Annotated in this window: 17 protein-coding genes; 10 read left to right on the forward strand and 7 right to left on the reverse strand. The window is 51.9% G+C overall.

Features of this window, described 5'->3' with window-relative positions:
* Positions 1-85: 85 nt before the first annotated feature.
* Together NEV57_RS13005 and NEV57_RS13010 are read left to right on the forward strand one after the other, a co-directional pair.
* Positions 86-1,417, forward strand: a complete 1,332-nt coding sequence (locus NEV57_RS13005; RefSeq protein ID WP_257658769.1) for a PepSY-associated TM helix domain-containing protein — start codon at positions 86-88, stop codon at positions 1,415-1,417.
* A 127-nt stretch (positions 1,418-1,544) separates the two neighbouring features.
* Positions 1,545-2,369 (forward strand): PepSY-like domain-containing protein, encoded by an 825-nt coding sequence (locus NEV57_RS13010; RefSeq protein WP_257658770.1) that lies wholly within the window; start codon positions 1,545-1,547, stop codon positions 2,367-2,369.
* An 89-nt stretch (positions 2,370-2,458) separates the two neighbouring features.
* On the opposite strand, the gene NEV57_RS13015 is transcribed toward NEV57_RS13010, so the two are convergent.
* On the reverse strand, positions 2,459-3,367 hold the full coding sequence (locus tag NEV57_RS13015) for a DUF6528 family protein (protein ID WP_257658771.1): 909 nt from the start codon (positions 3,365-3,367) through the stop codon (positions 2,459-2,461).
* Positions 3,368-3,591: 224 nt separating this feature from the next.
* On the opposite strand from NEV57_RS13015, the gene NEV57_RS13020 reads away from it, so the two are divergent.
* From NEV57_RS13020 to NEV57_RS13045, 6 genes are all read left to right on the forward strand, one after another.
* Entirely contained in the window at positions 3,592-4,395 is an 804-nt protein-coding gene (locus NEV57_RS13020) for a hypothetical protein (protein WP_257658772.1), read from the forward strand.
* A 17-nt stretch (positions 4,396-4,412) separates the two neighbouring features.
* Positions 4,413-4,616 (forward strand): hypothetical protein, encoded by a 204-nt coding sequence (locus NEV57_RS13025; protein WP_257658773.1) that lies wholly within the window; start codon positions 4,413-4,415, stop codon positions 4,614-4,616.
* Position 4,617: 1 nt separating this feature from the next.
* On the forward strand, positions 4,618-4,797 hold the full coding sequence (locus NEV57_RS13030) for a hypothetical protein (protein ID WP_257658774.1): 180 nt from the start codon (positions 4,618-4,620) through the stop codon (positions 4,795-4,797).
* A gap of 226 nt (positions 4,798-5,023) precedes the next feature.
* The gene (locus NEV57_RS13035) at positions 5,024-5,665 is read left to right on the forward strand and encodes a hypothetical protein (protein WP_257658775.1); all 642 of its coding nucleotides are present in this window, start codon (positions 5,024-5,026) and stop codon (positions 5,663-5,665) included.
* A 160-nt stretch (positions 5,666-5,825) separates the two neighbouring features.
* Complete coding sequence (locus NEV57_RS13040) at positions 5,826-6,005, forward strand: DUF6496 domain-containing protein (protein ID WP_257658776.1); 180 nt, start codon at positions 5,826-5,828, stop codon at positions 6,003-6,005.
* Positions 6,006-6,011: 6 nt separating this feature from the next.
* Positions 6,012-6,413 carry a cupin domain-containing protein gene (locus NEV57_RS13045; RefSeq protein ID WP_257658777.1) on the forward strand — a complete coding sequence of 134 codons (402 nt, stop codon included), beginning with the start codon at positions 6,012-6,014 and terminating at the stop codon, positions 6,411-6,413.
* A gap of 15 nt (positions 6,414-6,428) precedes the next feature.
* Here the strand turns inward: NEV57_RS13045 and NEV57_RS13050 are convergent, their stop codons facing one another.
* From NEV57_RS13050 to NEV57_RS13075, 6 genes are all read right to left on the reverse strand, one after another.
* A complete protein-coding gene (locus tag NEV57_RS13050) occupies positions 6,429-6,773 on the reverse strand; it encodes a HepT-like ribonuclease domain-containing protein (protein ID WP_257658778.1) in 345 nt (114 codons plus the stop codon).
* Positions 6,773-7,054, reverse strand: coding sequence for a nucleotidyltransferase family protein (locus NEV57_RS13055; protein WP_257658779.1), 282 nt, complete (start codon positions 7,052-7,054; stop codon positions 6,773-6,775). Before NEV57_RS13055 ends, NEV57_RS13050 begins: the two co-directional genes overlap by 1 nt.
* Positions 7,055-7,192: 138 nt before the next feature.
* A complete protein-coding gene (locus tag NEV57_RS13060; RefSeq protein ID WP_257658780.1) occupies positions 7,193-7,600 on the reverse strand; it encodes a hypothetical protein in 408 nt (135 codons plus the stop codon).
* Between the two features lie 107 nt (positions 7,601-7,707).
* Positions 7,708-9,639, reverse strand: a complete 1,932-nt coding sequence (locus NEV57_RS13065; protein WP_257658781.1) for a sensor histidine kinase — start codon at positions 9,637-9,639, stop codon at positions 7,708-7,710.
* A 163-nt stretch (positions 9,640-9,802) separates the two neighbouring features.
* Complete coding sequence (locus NEV57_RS13070; RefSeq protein ID WP_257658782.1) at positions 9,803-11,758, reverse strand: sensor histidine kinase; 1,956 nt, start codon at positions 11,756-11,758, stop codon at positions 9,803-9,805.
* 31 nt (positions 11,759-11,789) lie between these two features.
* Positions 11,790-12,422 carry a response regulator transcription factor gene (locus tag NEV57_RS13075; protein WP_257658783.1) on the reverse strand — a complete coding sequence of 211 codons (633 nt, stop codon included), beginning with the start codon at positions 12,420-12,422 and terminating at the stop codon, positions 11,790-11,792.
* 561 nt (positions 12,423-12,983) lie between these two features.
* On the opposite strand from NEV57_RS13075, the gene NEV57_RS13080 reads away from it, so the two are divergent.
* The gene (locus NEV57_RS13080; RefSeq protein ID WP_257658784.1) at positions 12,984-13,406 is read left to right on the forward strand and encodes a hypothetical protein; all 423 of its coding nucleotides are present in this window, start codon (positions 12,984-12,986) and stop codon (positions 13,404-13,406) included.
* 11 nt (positions 13,407-13,417) lie between these two features.
* Positions 13,418-18,172, forward strand: coding sequence for a CLIPPER-2 domain-containing protein (locus tag NEV57_RS13085; protein WP_257658785.1), 4,755 nt, complete (start codon positions 13,418-13,420; stop codon positions 18,170-18,172).
* The last annotated feature ends 15 nt before the right edge of the window (positions 18,173-18,187 follow it).

Here is an 18,187-nt window from a genome sequence, read left to right on the forward strand (position 1 = left end):
AGAATTAGTCTAAATTCTTATTTTCGCAGCAAAAGTAAAAATAAATCAATAGGAATAGTAAAAAACTTAAAATTTAGCTGAACGTATGGGATCATCGAGTACTGCGGGCCGTAAACGCCGCCCGGGAACCTGGCAAAAAATCCGGAAAGCATTTAATGACGTGCACCTGTGGCTGGGCCTGGCCAGCGGCATCGTAGTAGTGGTGGTGTGCCTCAGCGGTACGATCTATACATACAATACCGAACTGCGCGAAATGGCGGCTTCGCACCTGCACCGGGTAGATGTGCCCGATGGCGGGCAGCGCCTGCCGGCCGACTCGCTGGCCGGCATGGTGGCGCAGGTTTCGGAAGGCACCGTGAGCGCGGTGGTGATTCCGGCAAACCCGAAGCGTTCGTTTCAGTACAGCGTGCGTACCGAGGGTGATAACAGCCGGTTCGGGACCGTTTACTACCTGAACCCCTATACGGGCGCGATACTGGGCACCTCCAAGGAGGAAACCGGTACGGCCAAGTTTATGGGATTTCTCTTCAGCCTGCACCGCTGGCTGCTGCTGGATAAGATTGAGGAGCCGATTTTCGGCGAACTGCCGAACCGGAAACTGGGAAGCTACATTACGGGAGCGGCTACCATCCTGTTTACCCTGGGGGTGATTACGGGGATGGTGATCTGGTTTCCGCAGAAACTGCGTTCGTGGCGCCACGGCCTGAAAATCAAATGGTCCGGCGGATGGAAACGTATTAACCACGACCTGCATAATACGCTGGCGTTCTACTCGCTGATTTTCCTGTTCCTGATGGGGGTTACCGGCCCGCAATGGTCGTTTCCGTGGTACCGGGAAGGACTGCAGAAGTCGCTGGGCACGTATAAGGAAGCCCCAGGCGGGGGCGGTCGCGGCGGAAACGGGCCGCAGGCCGGCGGTGGACGTGAGCGCGGGGCGGGCGCACCGGGTGCGGACCGGCAGCAGGCGCCGGAGGCTCAGGAGGCGGTGGTGGAAGCGGTTCCAAGGCTTTCGCTGGAAACCTACCTGGCTGCGGCCGATCAGGCGTTGCCGTATAGCGGCGACTACCGGGTAACCCTGCCGGCAGGGGATAGTAAGGAGTTAAGCTTGAGCAAGAACCGGACTGGTTTTTTTGCCCCGGCTGCGGGCGACCAGCTGAAGCTGGATATCGCAACGGCATCGGTGCAGGAGGTGACCCGGTTCCGGGATAAGCCGTTCAACGAACGGGTGGCCGGTTCCATTAAGGCGCTCCACATCGGCGACGTATACGGGCAATTTACCAAACTGCTCTACTTCTTTGCCTGCCTCGTGGCTACCTCACTGCCCATTACGGGCACGCTGATCTGGCTGAATAAGATGAAGAAGAAAAAGCCGGCCAAAGACGGGCGCCGTAAACGGGTACTGGAACCGCAGGTGTAGCCGTAATCCTTTTGGCCGATAGCGCTAAAACGGACCCGCAGGTATTCATGTGGGATGCGCCGATGCGATTTTGGCTTCAATTTTGCTGAAATAAAGGCATAAATTGAAAGGAGAGATTATGGTAACAATGAAACGTATTTTAGTGGTTCCTGCATTGGTGGGGGCCTTGCTAACCGGTTGCAATGACGATACCGTGGAGCCGACCCAACAGCCCGACCAGGTTTTCGCGCAGCTGTACCCTGATGCAACGGATGTGGAATGGGAAGCCGAAGGGGAGTACCGGGTGGCGGAGTTCCGCGATGGCGGCATGGAGAAGGAGGCGTGGTTTGACCGGGCGGGTGCATGGCAGCTCACCGAGACGGAACTGGCCTATGCGGATCTTCCCGAAGCCGTGCGCACGGCGCATGAAGGTGGTGATTTTGCCGCATGGACGGTAGACGATGTTGATTTTGTGGAACGCAACGGCCGGGAGTCGCTTTATGTACTGGAGGTGGAGCGCGGCAATGCCGAGTATGACCTTTATTACCTGGCGGACGGCACACTCGTGAAAGCGTTTCCGGACAATAATAACGACAACGACTACCTGCCGGTGGTGCTGCCTGACGCGGTAACGCAGCTGCTGAACGAACGGTACCCCGAGCATCGGATCATTGACGTGGAAACCGACGATAACCGCATCACGGTGGAACTGCTGGATGGTAATATCCGGCGGGACGCTGATTTTGCCAATGATGGCACCTGGGTTCGCACGGAAACGGATGTCCGGCTCAATGAGGTGCCTGATGCGGTATTGGATGCACTGGCAACCTCTGAATATGGCGCTTACACGGTTGATGACATTGACTTTGTGGAAACGCCCGATGGTAATTATTACCATTTCGAACTGGAATCACGCAATGGAGATGTTGAAATCACCATTGATGAGGCCGGCAATATTGAACCGGTGAATTAATATCACCCGATTCGGAAAAGATAAACCCCGCTGTTGGCGGGGTTTTTTTGTTAGGATGCCAAGACAATAGGCCCGGCACCGGCGTACGGTTACTGCACTACGCGGACTTTATACGCTTTCATATCGGGCACCTCGATGCGGAAATCGGGGTTTACGCCATACACGTGGTGTGTCCACCAGCTTTCCTCGGCAACGGTATAGATCAGTGCGCCGGTGGTGGCGTCGTAATTGGCCGATTTGATGTTTTCGCGGTCTTTCAGTGGCTCAAACGGGGTAAACCGGCCGGTCTCCATATCGGCCAGCCACACGTGGTGGTGGGTGCTGACCAGCAGCTGGCCGGATGCGGTAGGTGATAGCTCATGCCCGCCGTCATCGGGCAGGGGATAGGCACGTACTTTCTTCAGTGCGGGGTCCGGATCATCCACACTTTGCCGGTACACCAGCAGGCTGTCGAAACCGAGAGCGAAAAATTCCTTGCGATCGGCCACCCATACGGCCCCGTGGCCGGAATACAGTGTATCTTTATAAACTACTTTTTCGGGCGTACGTGCATCATAGAGCTCCAGGCTGTTGCCCGCGGCGTGCGTGGAGTTGGCCACGGCGATGAAACCTCCCGGCAGTAGATCGGCCGAGTGGGCCATCGGCGTACGGGCATAAAACAGCACCCGTTTGGTGGCAATATCCAGCAGCAGCGTGGCACCGGATGAGGAGGTGACGAGCAGCTGGGTGTTGCCCTGTACGGGCTTACAGTCGTCCAGCGAGCGGAGCATGTCGAAATAAGCTTCGGGCAGCTGGCCCCTGGCCTCGCTGGCCTGCCACGACCAGGTGAGCCTGGCTTCGCCGGCACGTGCCGCATCACCGTCGTAGACATGGATCTTGTCGTCGCCGCACACCACCAGGTCGCCCCGGCTGAGGACAGGCGTATCCGTAACGGTGGCAACCAGGGTAGCCTGCATCAGCAGCAGGCATGCGGTTAAAAGTGTAAAGCGTATTTTCATCGGGTATTCCTTAACGGCTCCCGTCCGGGAGTTTATACAAGATTAGTATTTATCGTGCGCTCTTGCAAGGGAATGGGGTTAAATAACCGTTAAGTCGGTGCTCCTACTGTCCGGTTTGTTGGCATGACCATTCAAGTGACATTCACGTTCCATACTACACCCAGGTAAGTATAAATTAGCTAAAAAAATTAGTATATTTAGTTTTTGTTTGGTATGTTTGCCTCATGCCTAATAAACCTAACCCGGTCCGGAAACCTCCCCGGAGGAAAAATGATGAATTGCTTAAGGGTGCTTTTGAGGAGCATTTTGTGGATTTTCTGCGTTTCCTGTACCACAATGCGGATGAGCTGTTTGATTTTGGCCGCGACCTTGTGTTTATGGACAAGGAGCTTCATGCCATTATCCCCAGTCGCGAGCGGTCCAGGGATAAACGGGTGGCGGATCTGCTGGTTAAAATTTACCTCAAAAGCGGGGAAGAAAAGTATATTTTACTCAATACCGAAATAGAGGCCGGAAGCAGAGAAACGTTTGCGCGGCGCATTTACCAGTATAATTACCGCATTTGGGACCGATACGCGATTCCCGTGGCTACGATTGCGGTGTTCATCGGAGACCGGAACCAACGGCGGCCGGGGGAATACTGGAGCCAGGTACTGGATACCACGGTGAGTTTCCGTTACCGCACATATCATATTTTTGACCATCCGGAAGATGAACTGATGGCCATGGACAATCCATTTGCACTGGTGGTGCTTGCCTGCCAGAAGGCACTGCTGGAAGGAAAGGTTTCCGATGAGGTGCTTGGGCGGGAGCGGCTGATGATCGCAAAGGCGTTATTGGCGCATGACTATCACCACGACCGGATTTTGAGTTTTTTGGTGTTCTTAAAGAACTTTGTTTTTGTCGGGAGTGCTGAAATTAATCGTAATTTCATCGGTCAAGCTGCTTTTTATAGGCCGATGAGAGATCGAAAAGCTTGCTTAGTCGGGCAAACTTTTCTAAGTTTGATCAACAAGTGGAAGAATTAACAGGAGGAACAATCAACATGGGAATTATCGAGACTGTAAAACGGCAGGAAAGGCGAGAAGGTAAGTTGGAAGGCAAGCTGGAAGGTAAGTTGGAGGGTAAGCTGGAAGGGAGACGAGAGGAAGCCATTGCAATCGCGCGAGAAATGAAGAAGGACGGAATCCCTGTGGCACAGATTGTTAAGTTTACCAAGCTTACCATCAAGGAAATTGAAAAGCTCTGACATGGGAATTATCGAAACCGTAAAACGGCAGGAAAGGCGAGAAGGTAAGCTGGAGGGCAAGCTGGAAGGGAAACGAGAGGAAGTCATTGCAATCGCGCAAGAAATGAAGAAGGGCGGAATCCCTGTGGCACAGATCGCCAAGTATACCAAGCTTTCCGTTAAGGAGATCGAGCAGCGCTGATCATCAGGTAACCCGGCAATACCCGTCCACAGCAGCTTACATCGCTAAGCGAATACGCCGGGCACGCTAACCCAATACTTTCGCAATAAAACAACAGCTGGCGGAAACACCCCGCATAGCCGGCTGCTACCATGCCGATTTGTTTGCGATCCTAGCAGGAAACGCAGGGTTGGGCGGCGCTGTAGCAATTTCAGCCCCGGTTACGTTAACCTGTAAAAGCCAAACCATGAATACAAACCTTATCCTGCTCCTCCTGATTACCGCCACTGTTTTTTCGGCCTGTGAGAAAGAAAATTTCGAATACGAAAATGCATTTAACCGAAGCCATGAGAAATGGCTGGAATTCAAGGCGTCTTCCGCCGACAGTTACCGGTATGTCGTAACGGGCATGTCCTGGGCGGGTTCGCGGTGGGAGACGACCATCACCGTCGAAAATGGCGTCGTGACCGCGCGCGATTTTCAGTTTGCCCGCTTTAACAACGTATGGATGCCGGAGACGGGATGGACGTCAGCTGAAGCGGACGAGATACTGTCAGCACTGAATACAACCGCCGATAAATTTGCCGAACGGGAGGGGATTTCCTTTCTGGAGGTATTGCAATGGACGGAGCGGGACAGTCAGTTGGGTGCCGGGGCGCATACGCATTCGCCCGCCGCGGCATTGCGTACGCTGGATGAAATCTATGACGAAGTCCGCGAGTGGCTGAAAAACCCGGAGGACGTCCGTACGATGTCTTTCGAAGCGGCCAACAATGGCTTGATTTCCGTGGCGGGGGGTGTTGCGGAAAACTGCATGGACGATTGCTTTGCAGGAATCAGCATTGCATCCATCGAGGCGCTGGACCAGCGCCAGGTAGCCCGTAACTGACGAAGGCTGTTACTACGGCTTTTATCCAGCGGAGAACCTCGGGCGGACTGCCATGGGCCGGGTGGCTAAAACCTAAACTGCTTTTAGTTGTTTACCGTTTGCCTGCGGATGGTTAAGAACCGGAGCCGCATGCATTTTCGTAAACATAACTAACAACACCATGGCAAAGTATTCAAAAAAAGCGGGCGAGAAGGTCGAAAAGGCCGTGCACGAAATGAAGGAAGGTAAACTGAAATCGGGCAGTGGAAAGAAAGTAACATCGAAAAAACAGGCTGTGGCCATCGGGCTTTCGGAAGCGCGGGAAGCGGGGGCGAAGGTGCCAAAGAAAAAGAAATCATAGCCGTGTATGGATTTCAGGAAGAATAACCCCACCCACAAACGCCCCGAGGGGGAACGGGTGCTTGACGACCGCGTGGTGCCGATTGATATTCCGGAATACACTGCACGCCTGCTTCGGGAGGACAGCTGGCAGCAGAACGACCGGAATGCGATGACGCTGTTTAAAACAACGGCATTGACCGTTACGCTGCTGGCACTGCACCACGGTGCGGTAATTGAGCCGGGCAGTATGGACGTTGCCGGTGTGTTGAGCGTGCAGGTGCTGCAGGGGGCTGTGAGTGTGGAAACGCTCGGACGGCTGGATGAACTTGTGACAGGGCAGCTCATTGTGATCCACGAACACCTGGAGTTTGCAATAACGGCGCAGGCGGAGGAAACGCTCTGCCTACTGACGGTGATGCTGTCCTGAAAGTAGGGGTAGGTTTTAATTAGCTATTTCGCCGATTATATGCTTTATCCGTTGCTCGAAATCGGGTAATACATCTTCAATGACGCCCCAAACGGCACTTGCATCCACCCCCATGTAATCATGAATTAATTTGTCGCGCATACCAGCTATGTTTTTCCAGGGAATTTCGGGGTATTTTTTTCGAATAGCAGGATTAATTTTTTTAACGGCCTCGCCGATGACTTCAAAATTCCTTATCACGGCATCCTGGATGAGAAAATCCCGGAGAAATGCTTGCTCATCAATGTTTTTTGTGTAGGCGCGGATGCGGGATATACAATCCTGAATATGTAAAAGATAGATGGATGGCGATTTATCCATTAGGTAATCCGGATGAGATCCCGCTCAATCAGCGGCTTTAAATGCTGATGCAGGGATTTGGCGGTTACTAAATCCACTTTGATACCTAATCGTTTAGATAATTCGGCTTCAAGATGGATCAATTCTAATAGATTCACCCGATGATTAAAATCAATCAGGATGTCAAGATCGCTACGGTTGTTTTGTTCTCCTCTTGCGTATGAACCAAAAACACCAATCAGCGAAGGCTGGTATTTCGCCGTGGTTTCTTTGATAATCTCTTGTAGCCGCAAATCGATCATAATGCAAATGCTGATATGCAAATATACATAATTCCTTATTAAAGAGGTTATTTGCAATACGTTACTTTCTAACAGATCAGGAGTATCACGTGACAACTACACAGATTGCCAATTACTCAGGAGATAGATTACGCTGTGTTACGGACGCATATCAATAATGCTATCCACAATGAAAACACTGAACCCGCGCCAGGGAATGGCTTTTTTGTATTCTTTGTAATGCAGGTCAAACGTTTTGCCGCTATTGAGCATCAGTACGTTGGCGATGCTGTCGTCTTCCACTGAAAACTCAAATTCGTTGGACTGGATAGTGCCTGCATTAGCCGAACGCAGCCCTACCTGTATCAGTTTGCCTTCGTAGGTCTTAAAGATATTGCCTTTTTTGACGACGTAGTTGAGCTGGCCTGATTTTACCCCTTCGCCGAATACATAGTAATACTTCCACCAGATGAGGGCGGCCGCAATGACGAGTAGACCGAACCCGGCAATATACATGAACTTCCGGAACGGACTTTTCTGTTTGGGGGGCATTTGTACCTTTTCCATAATATGCAAATGAAAGGTGGAATCGTTAAAACAAACATAGGTAAATTCACCAGGAGATACAATGCCTGCCTGCGCTTAAAAACAACCCGGGTAATCCGCATCCGCCGTTAAGCCGGTTGGGGGATATACGCAATCAGCTCCACACCCGACCCGCCGTTGTTTACCGCCAGGGAGCCTCCCAACGCCGCCACCCGGTGTTCAATCGATGGCAGCCCCAAACCCTGTCCGTTGGCGTGCGGCCGTATGCTGAGCCCCCGGCCATTGTCTGCTATACTTAAGACCAAGCGATTCGCCTCGTTGTAGATTAATACATTCACTTTGGTTGCCCGGGCGTGCCGGATAATATTTGTAACGCCTTCCTGAATAATACGCAGCAGTTCGATGCGGGTTTCCAGGGTAACATCGGAAAGGACGGCGTCATCCACGTGTACCGCTTTTGCATACCGGCTGTCCGGCAGCGCGCTGTCGAGCAGGGTTTGGATGTGGTTCTGAAAATCAGATTCGCGGAAGGCCTCCCCGTCCCGGTACCATTGATGGCTTTTTCCGCGCGCAATGGCATGCGCCTGTTCCACATATTCGCTGATTTCGACCAGCTTGGTGTTAATATCTTCATTGGGGTTGTCAATCGTCAGCAATTCAATCTGGTGTTTTATGGCTGCCAGGGTAGCCGACAGGCCGTCATGCAGGTCGCGCCCCAGCCGCTGTTGCTCCTGGCGTACCGCTTGGGCGGTAATCTCCTCCATGGCCGCTACCTGGAGGTTGGCGGCGTTATTGAGTTTGTCGATCAGCTTTTTGGCCTGTTTGCTTTTCCGGGCCAGTAAGAAGGAAATGCCAACGATCCCGCCGATGGAAAGTAAAATAATGCCGATCAGCCACCACTTGCGCTGGTTTTTGACGTGTTCTGATTCCTGCAATGCCAGCCGGCTGTATTCGGCGTCGGTATGGGCATACAGCAGCGTGTCAATATCGTTGACCAGAATGGATTGGATGGAATCGATGGACTGCGTAGCGGCTTTGGCGCGTTCATAGGCGGTTTGGTACAGCCCCTGGTTGGCCAGCAATTCGGCTTCAAAACGGTGCAGCGTGAAATCATGATCGGTAAAGACACCCGGCATTGATTTCAGTTTGGCCAGGTAGTGGGCGGCGCTGTCGTTGTTTTTGTAGGTTAGGTGGTATTCTACCTGTTTGGTAACCAGCACTGGCTCGAGCATGCCGATCAGCGGGGCAGGCCGGGTAGTGTCGCCATACAGCGCCTGTTCCATATCCGCCAGGGCGTGGGCAGTTTGCTCCCGGTCTTTCAGTAAAGTAGCGTATTTGTAATAATAAAGCTCTTTCATATAGAACGCCGTGATAAACGCGTTGGCCGAGGTGGGTTTGATTTGCTCAACCAAGGGGGCGTAGATCGCCTCGGCCAGGGCGAGTGTTTTTGCGACGTTGGCGGTATCGTTTTTAGCGGCGTATGCGTGGATGGCGGGATCCAGCACGTTGATAAAGCTGATGGCAATATTTAAGTTGATGGACTTCTTTCGGAGCAATTCCGGAAATTGCTCGATATAAGCCCGTTCTTTTTCGTATGTTCGGATTACGTTGTCGTAGTTCCGTTTATCGATATAGGTGTTGCTTTTGCGACCTGCAACCAATAGGGGTTTCTCGCCGTACGCAGCCAGGATTTCCTGTTCGGCTTTTTCCAGAAAGTAGACGCTTTCCCCTTCCCGGTTTCCGTAATTGGCATTATTGCTCAGGCTGATGTAGTAGTTGATCCGGTAGGCATTCAGGGAATCGGCACTCCACGCCAGCCTTCGGTAATGCATTAGCCGGTGCATCAGCGTATCCCGATCATAGTGCATGCCGGAGGCAAATTGGATAGTGATCCAGTCGTCCACGGCATCCAGGTAATGTTTGGTGTCCAGTTTATTATTGTCCAGTTGCCGTTTAAGGCTGCTGATGTCCGGCGTGTTAGTGCCTTCCTGCTTAGCAAATGCGGTGGCGGTAGTTACGTATAGCACCATGATGGCGGTACAGATCGATTGTATGTGCATGTGTTGCAGTTTAGGGTGTGATAATAAACCTGATACCTGTAAATATAACAATAAACGGGCGTCAGACGGGTAACAATGCGTTGACGTCGGAACACTGAAAAGTAAATCGCACGCGAGGGAGCAAAGCTACCTAAATCAAATGGCATTCATAGGCATACCGGTATTACTGCGGCAAATTCAGCGGGATGGATACCATGATTTCGGTGCCGGTCGTGTCGGAATGCAGGGTCATGTCGCCATTCAGGTACTGCACGCGGCGGCGGATAGATTGCAGGCCCATTTTTGATTTGCTGTCGTCCAGCTTCATGCTGTCCGAACCCTTTCCGTCGTCTTTGATCGTCAGGACAAGGCTATCCGTTTCCGCATAGATTAAAATATCCACCGCCGTGGCTTTGGCGTGTTTGATGATGTTGGTAATGGCTTCCTGGATGATGCGGAGCAGCGCAATCCGGGTGTCGATATTGACCTGGCGCAAAGCACCATTATCAATCTCAATATGCTTGCGGTATCGGTTATCTGGCAGCGCGCTGTCTGCCAATAGGTTAATCTGGGTTTCCAGTGATTGTTCCTGCTGTCCTTCCGCGGCGTAGAACCATTCGTGGCTTTTGTTGCGGGCCGCATCATACGCGTACGTTAAACTGGTTTGCAGGGTGCCTAGTTTAGTCTTCAGCGGCAACTCTTCGGTTGACATCATTAACACTTCCAGCTGGTGCTTGATGCCCGCGATGGAAGCCGACAGGTTATCGTGGAGGTCCTGGCCCAGCCGTTGCTGTTCGTCCCTGATTGCCTGGTGTTTCGCTTCTTCCATGGCGATGACCTGCATGTTGGCTACGTGGTTAAGGGCTTCTACCTGTTCTTTCGCTTTCCGGCTCCGGCGGAGCATAAGCAGGTATATGGCCAGTACCACTGCCGATGCTACGGCCGAAATGATCACCAGCCAAACGGTCCGTCGCTCTTTCACGTGCTCTGCCCGGCGAAGGGAAATTTCGCTGTGCTCAGCTTGGGTATAGGCATATAGCAGGTCGCTCGCTTCCGACATTAGGGCCATTTGCAGGTCGCGTTCATGATTGAGTGCGTCAGTAAGCGACGCATAGGCATCGCGGTAATTGCCCTGCATGGCCTGTAGCTGGCCTGTAAATTCAGCAACGTCTGCCTGTTGACTGTCGCCGAAAACAGGCGAAGACTTGTATTTTTCGAGATAGCGCCGAAGGCTGTCTACCTGCTGTCGATCGCGGTAGTTTTCTAAACGCAGACGGACCAGGTTGAAATCGATAAAGTTTGTCACTTGGTCACTGTAGGTGGTCTTCAGTGCCTCCATGCGATTCAGGATGGTGGCTACGCTATCATAGCGGTGCTCAAATTTAGCTATGGAGTGGTCCGTGTCGATCAGTAACAGGTCATTGTACAGCAGCTGGCTCCGGGTAATCGAATCTTTTTGTTGGAGGGCATGGCCAATCTGCCTGCTGAGGTCTGCGGTTTGGTAGACCGCTGCGGTGTCATTCATCTTGATATATCCCGATAGTACGGGTGATAAAATGTACATGGCGTTCAGGCCCACGGAAAGGTCAACCTGACCTGAGCGGAGGCGCTCGGGCAGGCTAACCAGGTAGCTGCGCTCCGGTTCATAGACCGAGAGGACGCTATCGTACAACCGCAACTCCTGATAGATCCTGGTTTTTTGCAGTTGTTCGACCAGTGGATGCTCCTCGCCGGCCTTTTTATATTCCTCCGTAATTTTTTCGGCGTAGTACATGGATGCCCCCCGCTTTTTAAACATGCGCGCGTTGTTAAAAAAGAGGAAATAATAGCTGATGCGGCCACGGCTGTGTGCGACTTTATTCCAGGCAATGTCCTCATACAGCTCGAGCAGGTCTACCAGTTCCCTGGTTTCAAAGTGTTTTCCCTCCGAGAACAGGCGGTGTGTCAGCGAATCGGCTTTAGCCAGGTATTGGTCTGCGGATATGCTATTGGAATGATAAGCGTTGGCCAGCTTGTCAAATTCCTGCTGTGCGCGGGATGCCGGTTGCGCGCTGGCAATCTGACCGATACTCGCCAGGAGAAAAAATAAAATGGCAAGGAAAATAAATTTCCTTGCCGGTAGGTAGAAGTTGATAGTCATAAGTAATACGCACTGAAGTGGTGGTTCGTGATCAGATTAATTCCTGTGTACGGGCATACGCCAGCAATTCCGTAATGGAATTTACGTGCGCCTTAGCCATCATCTTACGCCGATGCGCGACAATTGTATGCTTGCTCAGGTGTGTCTGATCGGCCGTTTGTGCAATGGATAGCCCTTGTGCAAAATACTGTAAAATTTCCAATTCACGAACGGTAAAAGGAATTTCGATGGTTTGGTTCAGGTCTTCCAGAATTTTACTGATTACCGGACAAACGTACTGTTCGCCGCGATCTATGGTCGCTAAACATTCAAGAATGGTGTCAAAGCCAGACGACTTGCTAATCAGTCCTTTGGGATTGTACGCCATGATGTTGGCCACGGTAGTGGGGTTAACGACCGAGCTGATGACAATGACCGTCACCTTACGGTTCAGGCGCTTGACCTCATTGATGAGCGGAAGGGCGTTTTTATTCTTCAGGTAATAGTCCAGGAACAGGCAGATCGGCAACTGGGAATGCTTGATCAGGAACTGGGTCAGTTCCCGTTCCTCGTTAAAAGCATGCACAGCGTGAAAAATTTCCAGCCTTTCGATCAGTGCCGAAAAGGAATCCGCAAACAGGCGGTGGTCGTCAAAGACGATAGCTGTGGTATTAGTTCGCTCCATAGGTCAGTGCCAATGTAGCAAAAGTATTGATTTTGATTTATGATGCATTAGGCCTGTTTGGGTATCGATTGATTTTAGTGACTAATTAATGTGGTATAAGCATGGTTCAATAACATGTTTTTGTTATCTGTACTTCTTGATAATACCGGCTAAATCAATTAATTAAAGGTTCATTTACATGACAGTAGCCTTTTTTTTGCTCGGATCAGCTTACGGATATAAAATGACATAAATAGGTTATTTTATAAAATCATAATAGCCAAAAAATGTTATTGTGTATGTAGTGTAGTGATATAATAGACTTATCTCCATTTCTTTGTGAAAAATATTCTATCAAAGAAAATTGAAATTTAGTAAAAGAAACTTAGGCCTGTTTTAACGCTGATATCTTCAGAATACCGTGATCAATTTATATGCCAAGGTTTTTTGGCATCCACGGAACGGTTACACAGATTGGTCTTCAAATACCGAAGAACCAGCGCTATGGGCGATTTTGATTCGTGAAGCGGACAACCGATGCCGAGCGAATAACCACCAACTTAGTCAATTCTGCACTATCAAATGAACAATTTAAGCCAATTGCTGACACCGACTCCCACTGGGAGAACAAGGATGAAAATCAATTTCATGGTATCGTGTGTGATTACCTTCCTAATCCTGCTATGTGCCGTACCTTCTTCATGGGCACAGAGCCACCCGGCAGGAAATAACGACGAATCAACGGCTGCGCAGCTGGCGACCCGCGACCTGGCGACCCTGAAGGAAAGTGCACAGCTTTCAAAATTGCAGGAAGACTATGTGTATAATATGTTTTTAGGGAAATATCAATACCTCGAACAGCATGAAGCTACCGGTCCGCGCTGGGAATTAAACATGCAGGCGAGTGCCCGAAAACTGCGGGAATTGCTGGGAGAAGATGTCTACCTGCGGTTGATTGACCTGGGCCTGATAAATCGTTGGTTCGGAATTAATGAAAAAAACTAAGCCTGCTATCTATGAATAAATTTTACGCGAACTCCATGCGGATAAAAAGCTATGTATTAGGTCTTGTTGCCCTTTGCTTAATGGTAATGCCCAGTGCATTCGGACAGGCAAGTTTTTCGACAAACCCGGCTGATGCTGCCATTATCAATGCGTTGACCGGCTCGGGTATCGGCATTACAAGCCCGTCGTTGGAACGTGGAAATCGAACTTCCCAGATTGCTACTTTCACTAATGGAAATTCCGGAGCCGGCTTTGGGATGGATCAGGGTGTGCTGTTTTCCACAGGGAATGCAGGAAGTGATCTAACCACCAGAAATACACGTGCTGTTACGTCAAATGACCCCGGAAGTTCTGGAACGGATGCAAATCTAATTGCAATCAATTCGCAGGCAGCATATAACACGGTCTCGTATTCCTTTGACATCACGCTTGAGCCGGAAGTAACCGGAATTCGGATTGTGTTCCAGTTTGGCTCCGAAGAATACCCCGACTATGTGGGCAGTGTCTATAATGACCTGTTTGGTTTCTTCGTGTCTGGACCGGGTATTGGTAACGGTACGACACCGCAGAATTTTGCGCTTTTACCCTCCAATAATGACGTCATTGCGGTGAATTCGGTCAATGGCGGGGTATTGGGTGCGTCTTCAGATGGTACTGCGGTCAACCTAGGGCAAACCGAGTTTTATATCAACAACGGTCACCGGAATGATGGGCAGACAAATACAAATCCGCAGCCAGGGCCATTCCCGGTTCATATTGAATATAATGGGGTCACCAAGGCAATCACGCGGGATATTGCCGGGCTGACGCCCGGCGCTACCTACCGATTTAAGGTGGCCATTGCGGATGTGGGGGATCCATCCTACGATTCTGGTGTCTTATTACACCAAATCATCGGATTACGGGAAACAGATTTGTCGGTTGAAAAGACAGTGGACAACGCCACACCGATAGTGGGTGGTACCGTGACGTTCAACATCAAGGCAATAAATAAAAATATTCCCGAAGGGAACGAAGTGACGCAGGCGGAAGTAAGGGATTTACTGCCATCAGGGTATACGTTTGTGTCGGCTACGCCTTCGCAGGGAACCTACGACCCCGTGACGGGTTTATGGGATATCGGCACGATGCCGATTGGTGCCGAAGAGGAACTGGCGATCCAGGCAACCGTCAATGCAACCGGTGATTATCGAAATCTGGTCAATATCCAGGCGCTGGATGCGGTGGACGCTGACCAGACGGATAATTTTGATGAGGCCTCGGTAACGCCGAGTCCGCCAAACCCGTCGTTTACACTGGTTAAAACGGTTACATCGGTGACGGATGCCGCCAATGTTGTGCGTGCCGGAGGTACGTTTGAAGCGGTTGGCGATAAGATCAATTACACGATTACGGTAACCAATACCGGCAATGTGGAGCTGACGGATATTATCGTTACCGACCCGCTTACAGGACTTTCAGAGACGATTACCTCCCTGGCCTCGTTGGATACAGAGGTTTTCACAACAACCTATACGATACAGCAGTCCGACCTGAATACGGGTTCGGTAGTGAATACGGTTACGGCTACGGGTGATGATCCGGACGGTGATCCCGTCAATCCGGAGGATCCGAATGACGGCGAGGTAACTACGCCGGGTACGCAGACCCCGGAGCTGACGGTAACCAAGATCATCACGAGTGCGGGTCCGTACAATGCGGTGGGCCAGGAGATCACCTACGATATTGTTGTGACGAACACGGGCAACGTAACGATCGATAACATCGTACTGACGGATGCCAATGCGGATATCCCGGCTGGCGAGGAGAATATCGGCACGCTTGACCCGACGGAAAGCGTAACCATCACGGTTACCCATGAGGTTACCCTGACGGACCTGAACAACGGCAGCGTGAGCAACCAGGCCACGGCTGCGGGCGATGACCCGAACGGTGACCCGGTGACGGAGGATTCGGATGACCCGGGTACACCGGGTGTTCCCAACGACCCGACGGACACGGACGTGGTACAGACCCCGGAGCTGACAGTCACGAAAACGATTACAAGCGCGGGTCCTTACAACGCAGTGGGCGACATAATCACCTACGATATTGTTGTGACCAATACGGGCAACGTAACGATCGACAACATCGTGCTGACGGATGCCAATGCGGATATCCCTGCGGGTGAGGAGAGCATCGGCACGCTTGACCCGACGGAAAGCGTGACCATCACGGTTACGCATGAGGTTACCCTGACGGACCTGAACAACGGCAGCGTAAGCAACCAGGCCACGGCCGCGGGCGATGACCCGAACGGGGATCCGGTGACGGATGACTCGGATGATCCGGGCACACCGGGTGTTCCCAACGACCCGACGGACACGGACGTGGTGCAGACCCCGGAGCTGACGGTAACCAAGACCATTACAAGCGCTGGCCCTTATAATGCGGTCGGCGACATAATCACCTACGATATTGTTGTGACGAACACGGGCAACGTGACGATCGATAACATCGTGCTGACGGACGCCAATGCGGATATCCCTGCGGGCGAGGAGAACATCGGCACGCTGGATCCAACGGAGAGCGTGACCATCACGGTTACCCATGAGGTCACCCTGACTGACCTGAACAACGGCAGCGTGAGCAACCAGGCCACGGCTGCGGGCGATGACCCGAACGGGGATCCGGTGACGGATGACTCGGATGATCCGGGCACGCCTGACCCGAACGACCCGACGGATACGGATGTGGTCCAGACCCCATCGTTATCATTTGCAAAAACGGGCGTGCTGGCTACCGATGGCAATACAATTACTTATACGTTCACGGTAACTAATACCGGCAACGTAACCATGACGGGTATTACGCTGGCTGAAACCGGCTTCAGCGGTACAGGTACGGCACCGGTTCCGGCGTTTGTTTCCAACAGCAATGGTAGTCCGGCTGGCACGCTTGTGCCTGCCGAAGTAGCCACTTACGCGGCAACATACGCATTGACACAGGCCGATAAGGATGCGGGCAATGTGGAGAACCAGGCCTCGGTAACGGGTACGCCTCCGACGACCGATCCGGGCAATCCTGCTACACCGATAACGCCTGTCCCGTCTACACCGGATCCGGATAATCCGGGCACGCCGGGTAATCCAGGGGTGCCGACCGTGGTAGATGTTCCCCAACGCGCGGAAATCGACGTGATTAAATCGGCACGGGAAGGTAACTATGCACAGGTAGGCGATGTAATTACCTACGATATAACCGTACGCAATACCGGAAATGTAACGCTCCGCGACATTGTGATAACGGATGCTAACGCCGATGCGGGTAGTGTTACACCGGCAACGATTGCGACATTGGCACCCGGTGCAACGGTTGACGTAACGGCCAGGCATACCATTACCCAGGCAGATGTGGATGCTGGATACGTATACAATTCGGCGAAAGTAACCGGAAAAACACCCGAAGGTGATCCCATCGATCAGGACTCGCATGACCCGGATCCGCAAGACCCGGATGCACCAGTGGATCCCGCCTGTCCGGATTGTACGGTAACACCGGTCAACATGTCGCCATCGGTTGCGTTGGTTAAGGCGGTGTCCAACAGCGGTACGGGCCGGGATGGGCGGTTTATTATCGGCGACGAGATGATGTTTACATTCACCATTCACAATACCGGCAATGTGTCGCTCACGAACTTCCGGCTGACGGATGCCAAGCTCGGCTTGGTAAATGTACCGGTCAGTGGTACGCTGCTGCCGGGTAATAGCCTGACCTATGAGGCGGCTTATATCGTGACGGCGGCTGATATCGCGGCCGGGGAGATTGTGAATACGGCAACCATCGGAGCGGAAACGCCGAATGGGGAAACGGTAACCGATGTGTCGGGTACAGGTATAGACAACGACACGCCGACAACGGTGCCGGTAGCGGAAGGACCAGTGGCGGTAAATGACGCAATTAACACGCCACAGCAAACACCGGTTTCAATTCCGGTACTGGACAACGACCGGGAGGGCAGCAGTCCGCTCGATCCGTCGACAGTATATGTGATTGATCCGGAAACTGGCGGACAGGTGAAAGAGGTGACCATTCCAAATGAAGGTACATATACAGTACAACCCGATGGCACTATTGTATTTACGCCGGTAGATGGGTTCTTCGGCGAGAGCGGCATCCAGTATGTGGTAAGTGATACGAACGGGCTGCAGTCCGATCCGGCAGCAATCACCGTTACCGTAATAAGGAGCGAGCCCGAGGCAGTGGATGACCGCGTGGAAACGACCTTCAATACGCCGGTCAAGGTTCCAATATTGGATAATGATGTGGCCGATGGTGCCCCCTTCGATCTGACAGCCATCGAAATAGTCGACCAGCCGCAGTTTGGTACGGTAGTCATAAATCCAGACGGTACGGTAACCTATACGCCGAACCAGTATTATACCGGAAGTGACCGGTTCACGTATCGCGTCCGGGATGCGAATGGGAATTGGACGAATGTGGCTGCGGTGGAAATCACGACTTCCGGATTCCAGATTCCGAACGTGATTACGCCGAACGGTGACGGACGGAACGACCGGTTTGTCATCGTTGGCCTGGAAGACTATGATAATGCGGAGGTAACCATCTTCAACCGCTGGGGTAACCAGGTGTACCGGAGTGCTAATTATCGGCAGGACTGGGATGGCCAGGGACTGAATGAGGGTACGTACTATTACCTGATTACCCTGAAGAAGAACGGGAAAGAAACGGTGCACAAAGGCTGGGTATTGGTAAAACGGAAATAACAGCGGATTGGCAAG

The sequence above is a fragment of the Parapedobacter lycopersici genome (assembly GCF_024643285.1).
GTDB lineage: Bacteria > Bacteroidota > Bacteroidia > Sphingobacteriales > Sphingobacteriaceae > Parapedobacter > Parapedobacter lycopersici.

Excerpts from the sequence above, each read along its gene's own strand:
- NEV57_RS13085 (WP_257658785.1), top strand. The coding sequence starts at position 13,418 with ATGAATAAATTTTACGCGAACTCCATGCGGATAAAAAGCTATGTATTA.
- NEV57_RS13050 (WP_257658778.1), bottom strand. The coding sequence starts at position 6,773 with ATGGATAAATCGCCATCCATCTATCTTTTACATATTCAGGATTGTATA.
- NEV57_RS13005 (WP_257658769.1), top strand. The coding sequence starts at position 86 with ATGGGATCATCGAGTACTGCGGGCCGTAAACGCCGCCCGGGAACCTGG.
- NEV57_RS13040 (WP_257658776.1), top strand. The coding sequence starts at position 5,826 with ATGGCAAAGTATTCAAAAAAAGCGGGCGAGAAGGTCGAAAAGGCCGTG.
- NEV57_RS13075 (WP_257658783.1), bottom strand. The coding sequence starts at position 12,422 with ATGGAGCGAACTAATACCACAGCTATCGTCTTTGACGACCACCGCCTG.
- NEV57_RS13070 (WP_257658782.1), bottom strand. The coding sequence starts at position 11,758 with ATGACTATCAACTTCTACCTACCGGCAAGGAAATTTATTTTCCTTGCC.
- NEV57_RS13045 (WP_257658777.1), top strand. The coding sequence starts at position 6,012 with ATGGATTTCAGGAAGAATAACCCCACCCACAAACGCCCCGAGGGGGAA.
- NEV57_RS13060 (WP_257658780.1), bottom strand. The coding sequence starts at position 7,600 with ATGGAAAAGGTACAAATGCCCCCCAAACAGAAAAGTCCGTTCCGGAAG.
- NEV57_RS13035 (WP_257658775.1), top strand. The coding sequence starts at position 5,024 with ATGAATACAAACCTTATCCTGCTCCTCCTGATTACCGCCACTGTTTTT.
- NEV57_RS13020 (WP_257658772.1), top strand. The coding sequence starts at position 3,592 with ATGCCTAATAAACCTAACCCGGTCCGGAAACCTCCCCGGAGGAAAAAT.
- NEV57_RS13010 (WP_257658770.1), top strand. The coding sequence starts at position 1,545 with ATGAAACGTATTTTAGTGGTTCCTGCATTGGTGGGGGCCTTGCTAACC.
- NEV57_RS13025 (WP_257658773.1), top strand. The coding sequence starts at position 4,413 with ATGGGAATTATCGAGACTGTAAAACGGCAGGAAAGGCGAGAAGGTAAG.
- NEV57_RS13015 (WP_257658771.1), bottom strand. The coding sequence starts at position 3,367 with ATGAAAATACGCTTTACACTTTTAACCGCATGCCTGCTGCTGATGCAG.
- NEV57_RS13080 (WP_257658784.1), top strand. The coding sequence starts at position 12,984 with ATGAACAATTTAAGCCAATTGCTGACACCGACTCCCACTGGGAGAACA.
- NEV57_RS13055 (WP_257658779.1), bottom strand. The coding sequence starts at position 7,054 with ATGATCGATTTGCGGCTACAAGAGATTATCAAAGAAACCACGGCGAAA.
- NEV57_RS13030 (WP_257658774.1), top strand. The coding sequence starts at position 4,618 with ATGGGAATTATCGAAACCGTAAAACGGCAGGAAAGGCGAGAAGGTAAG.
- NEV57_RS13065 (WP_257658781.1), bottom strand. The coding sequence starts at position 9,639 with ATGCACATACAATCGATCTGTACCGCCATCATGGTGCTATACGTAACT.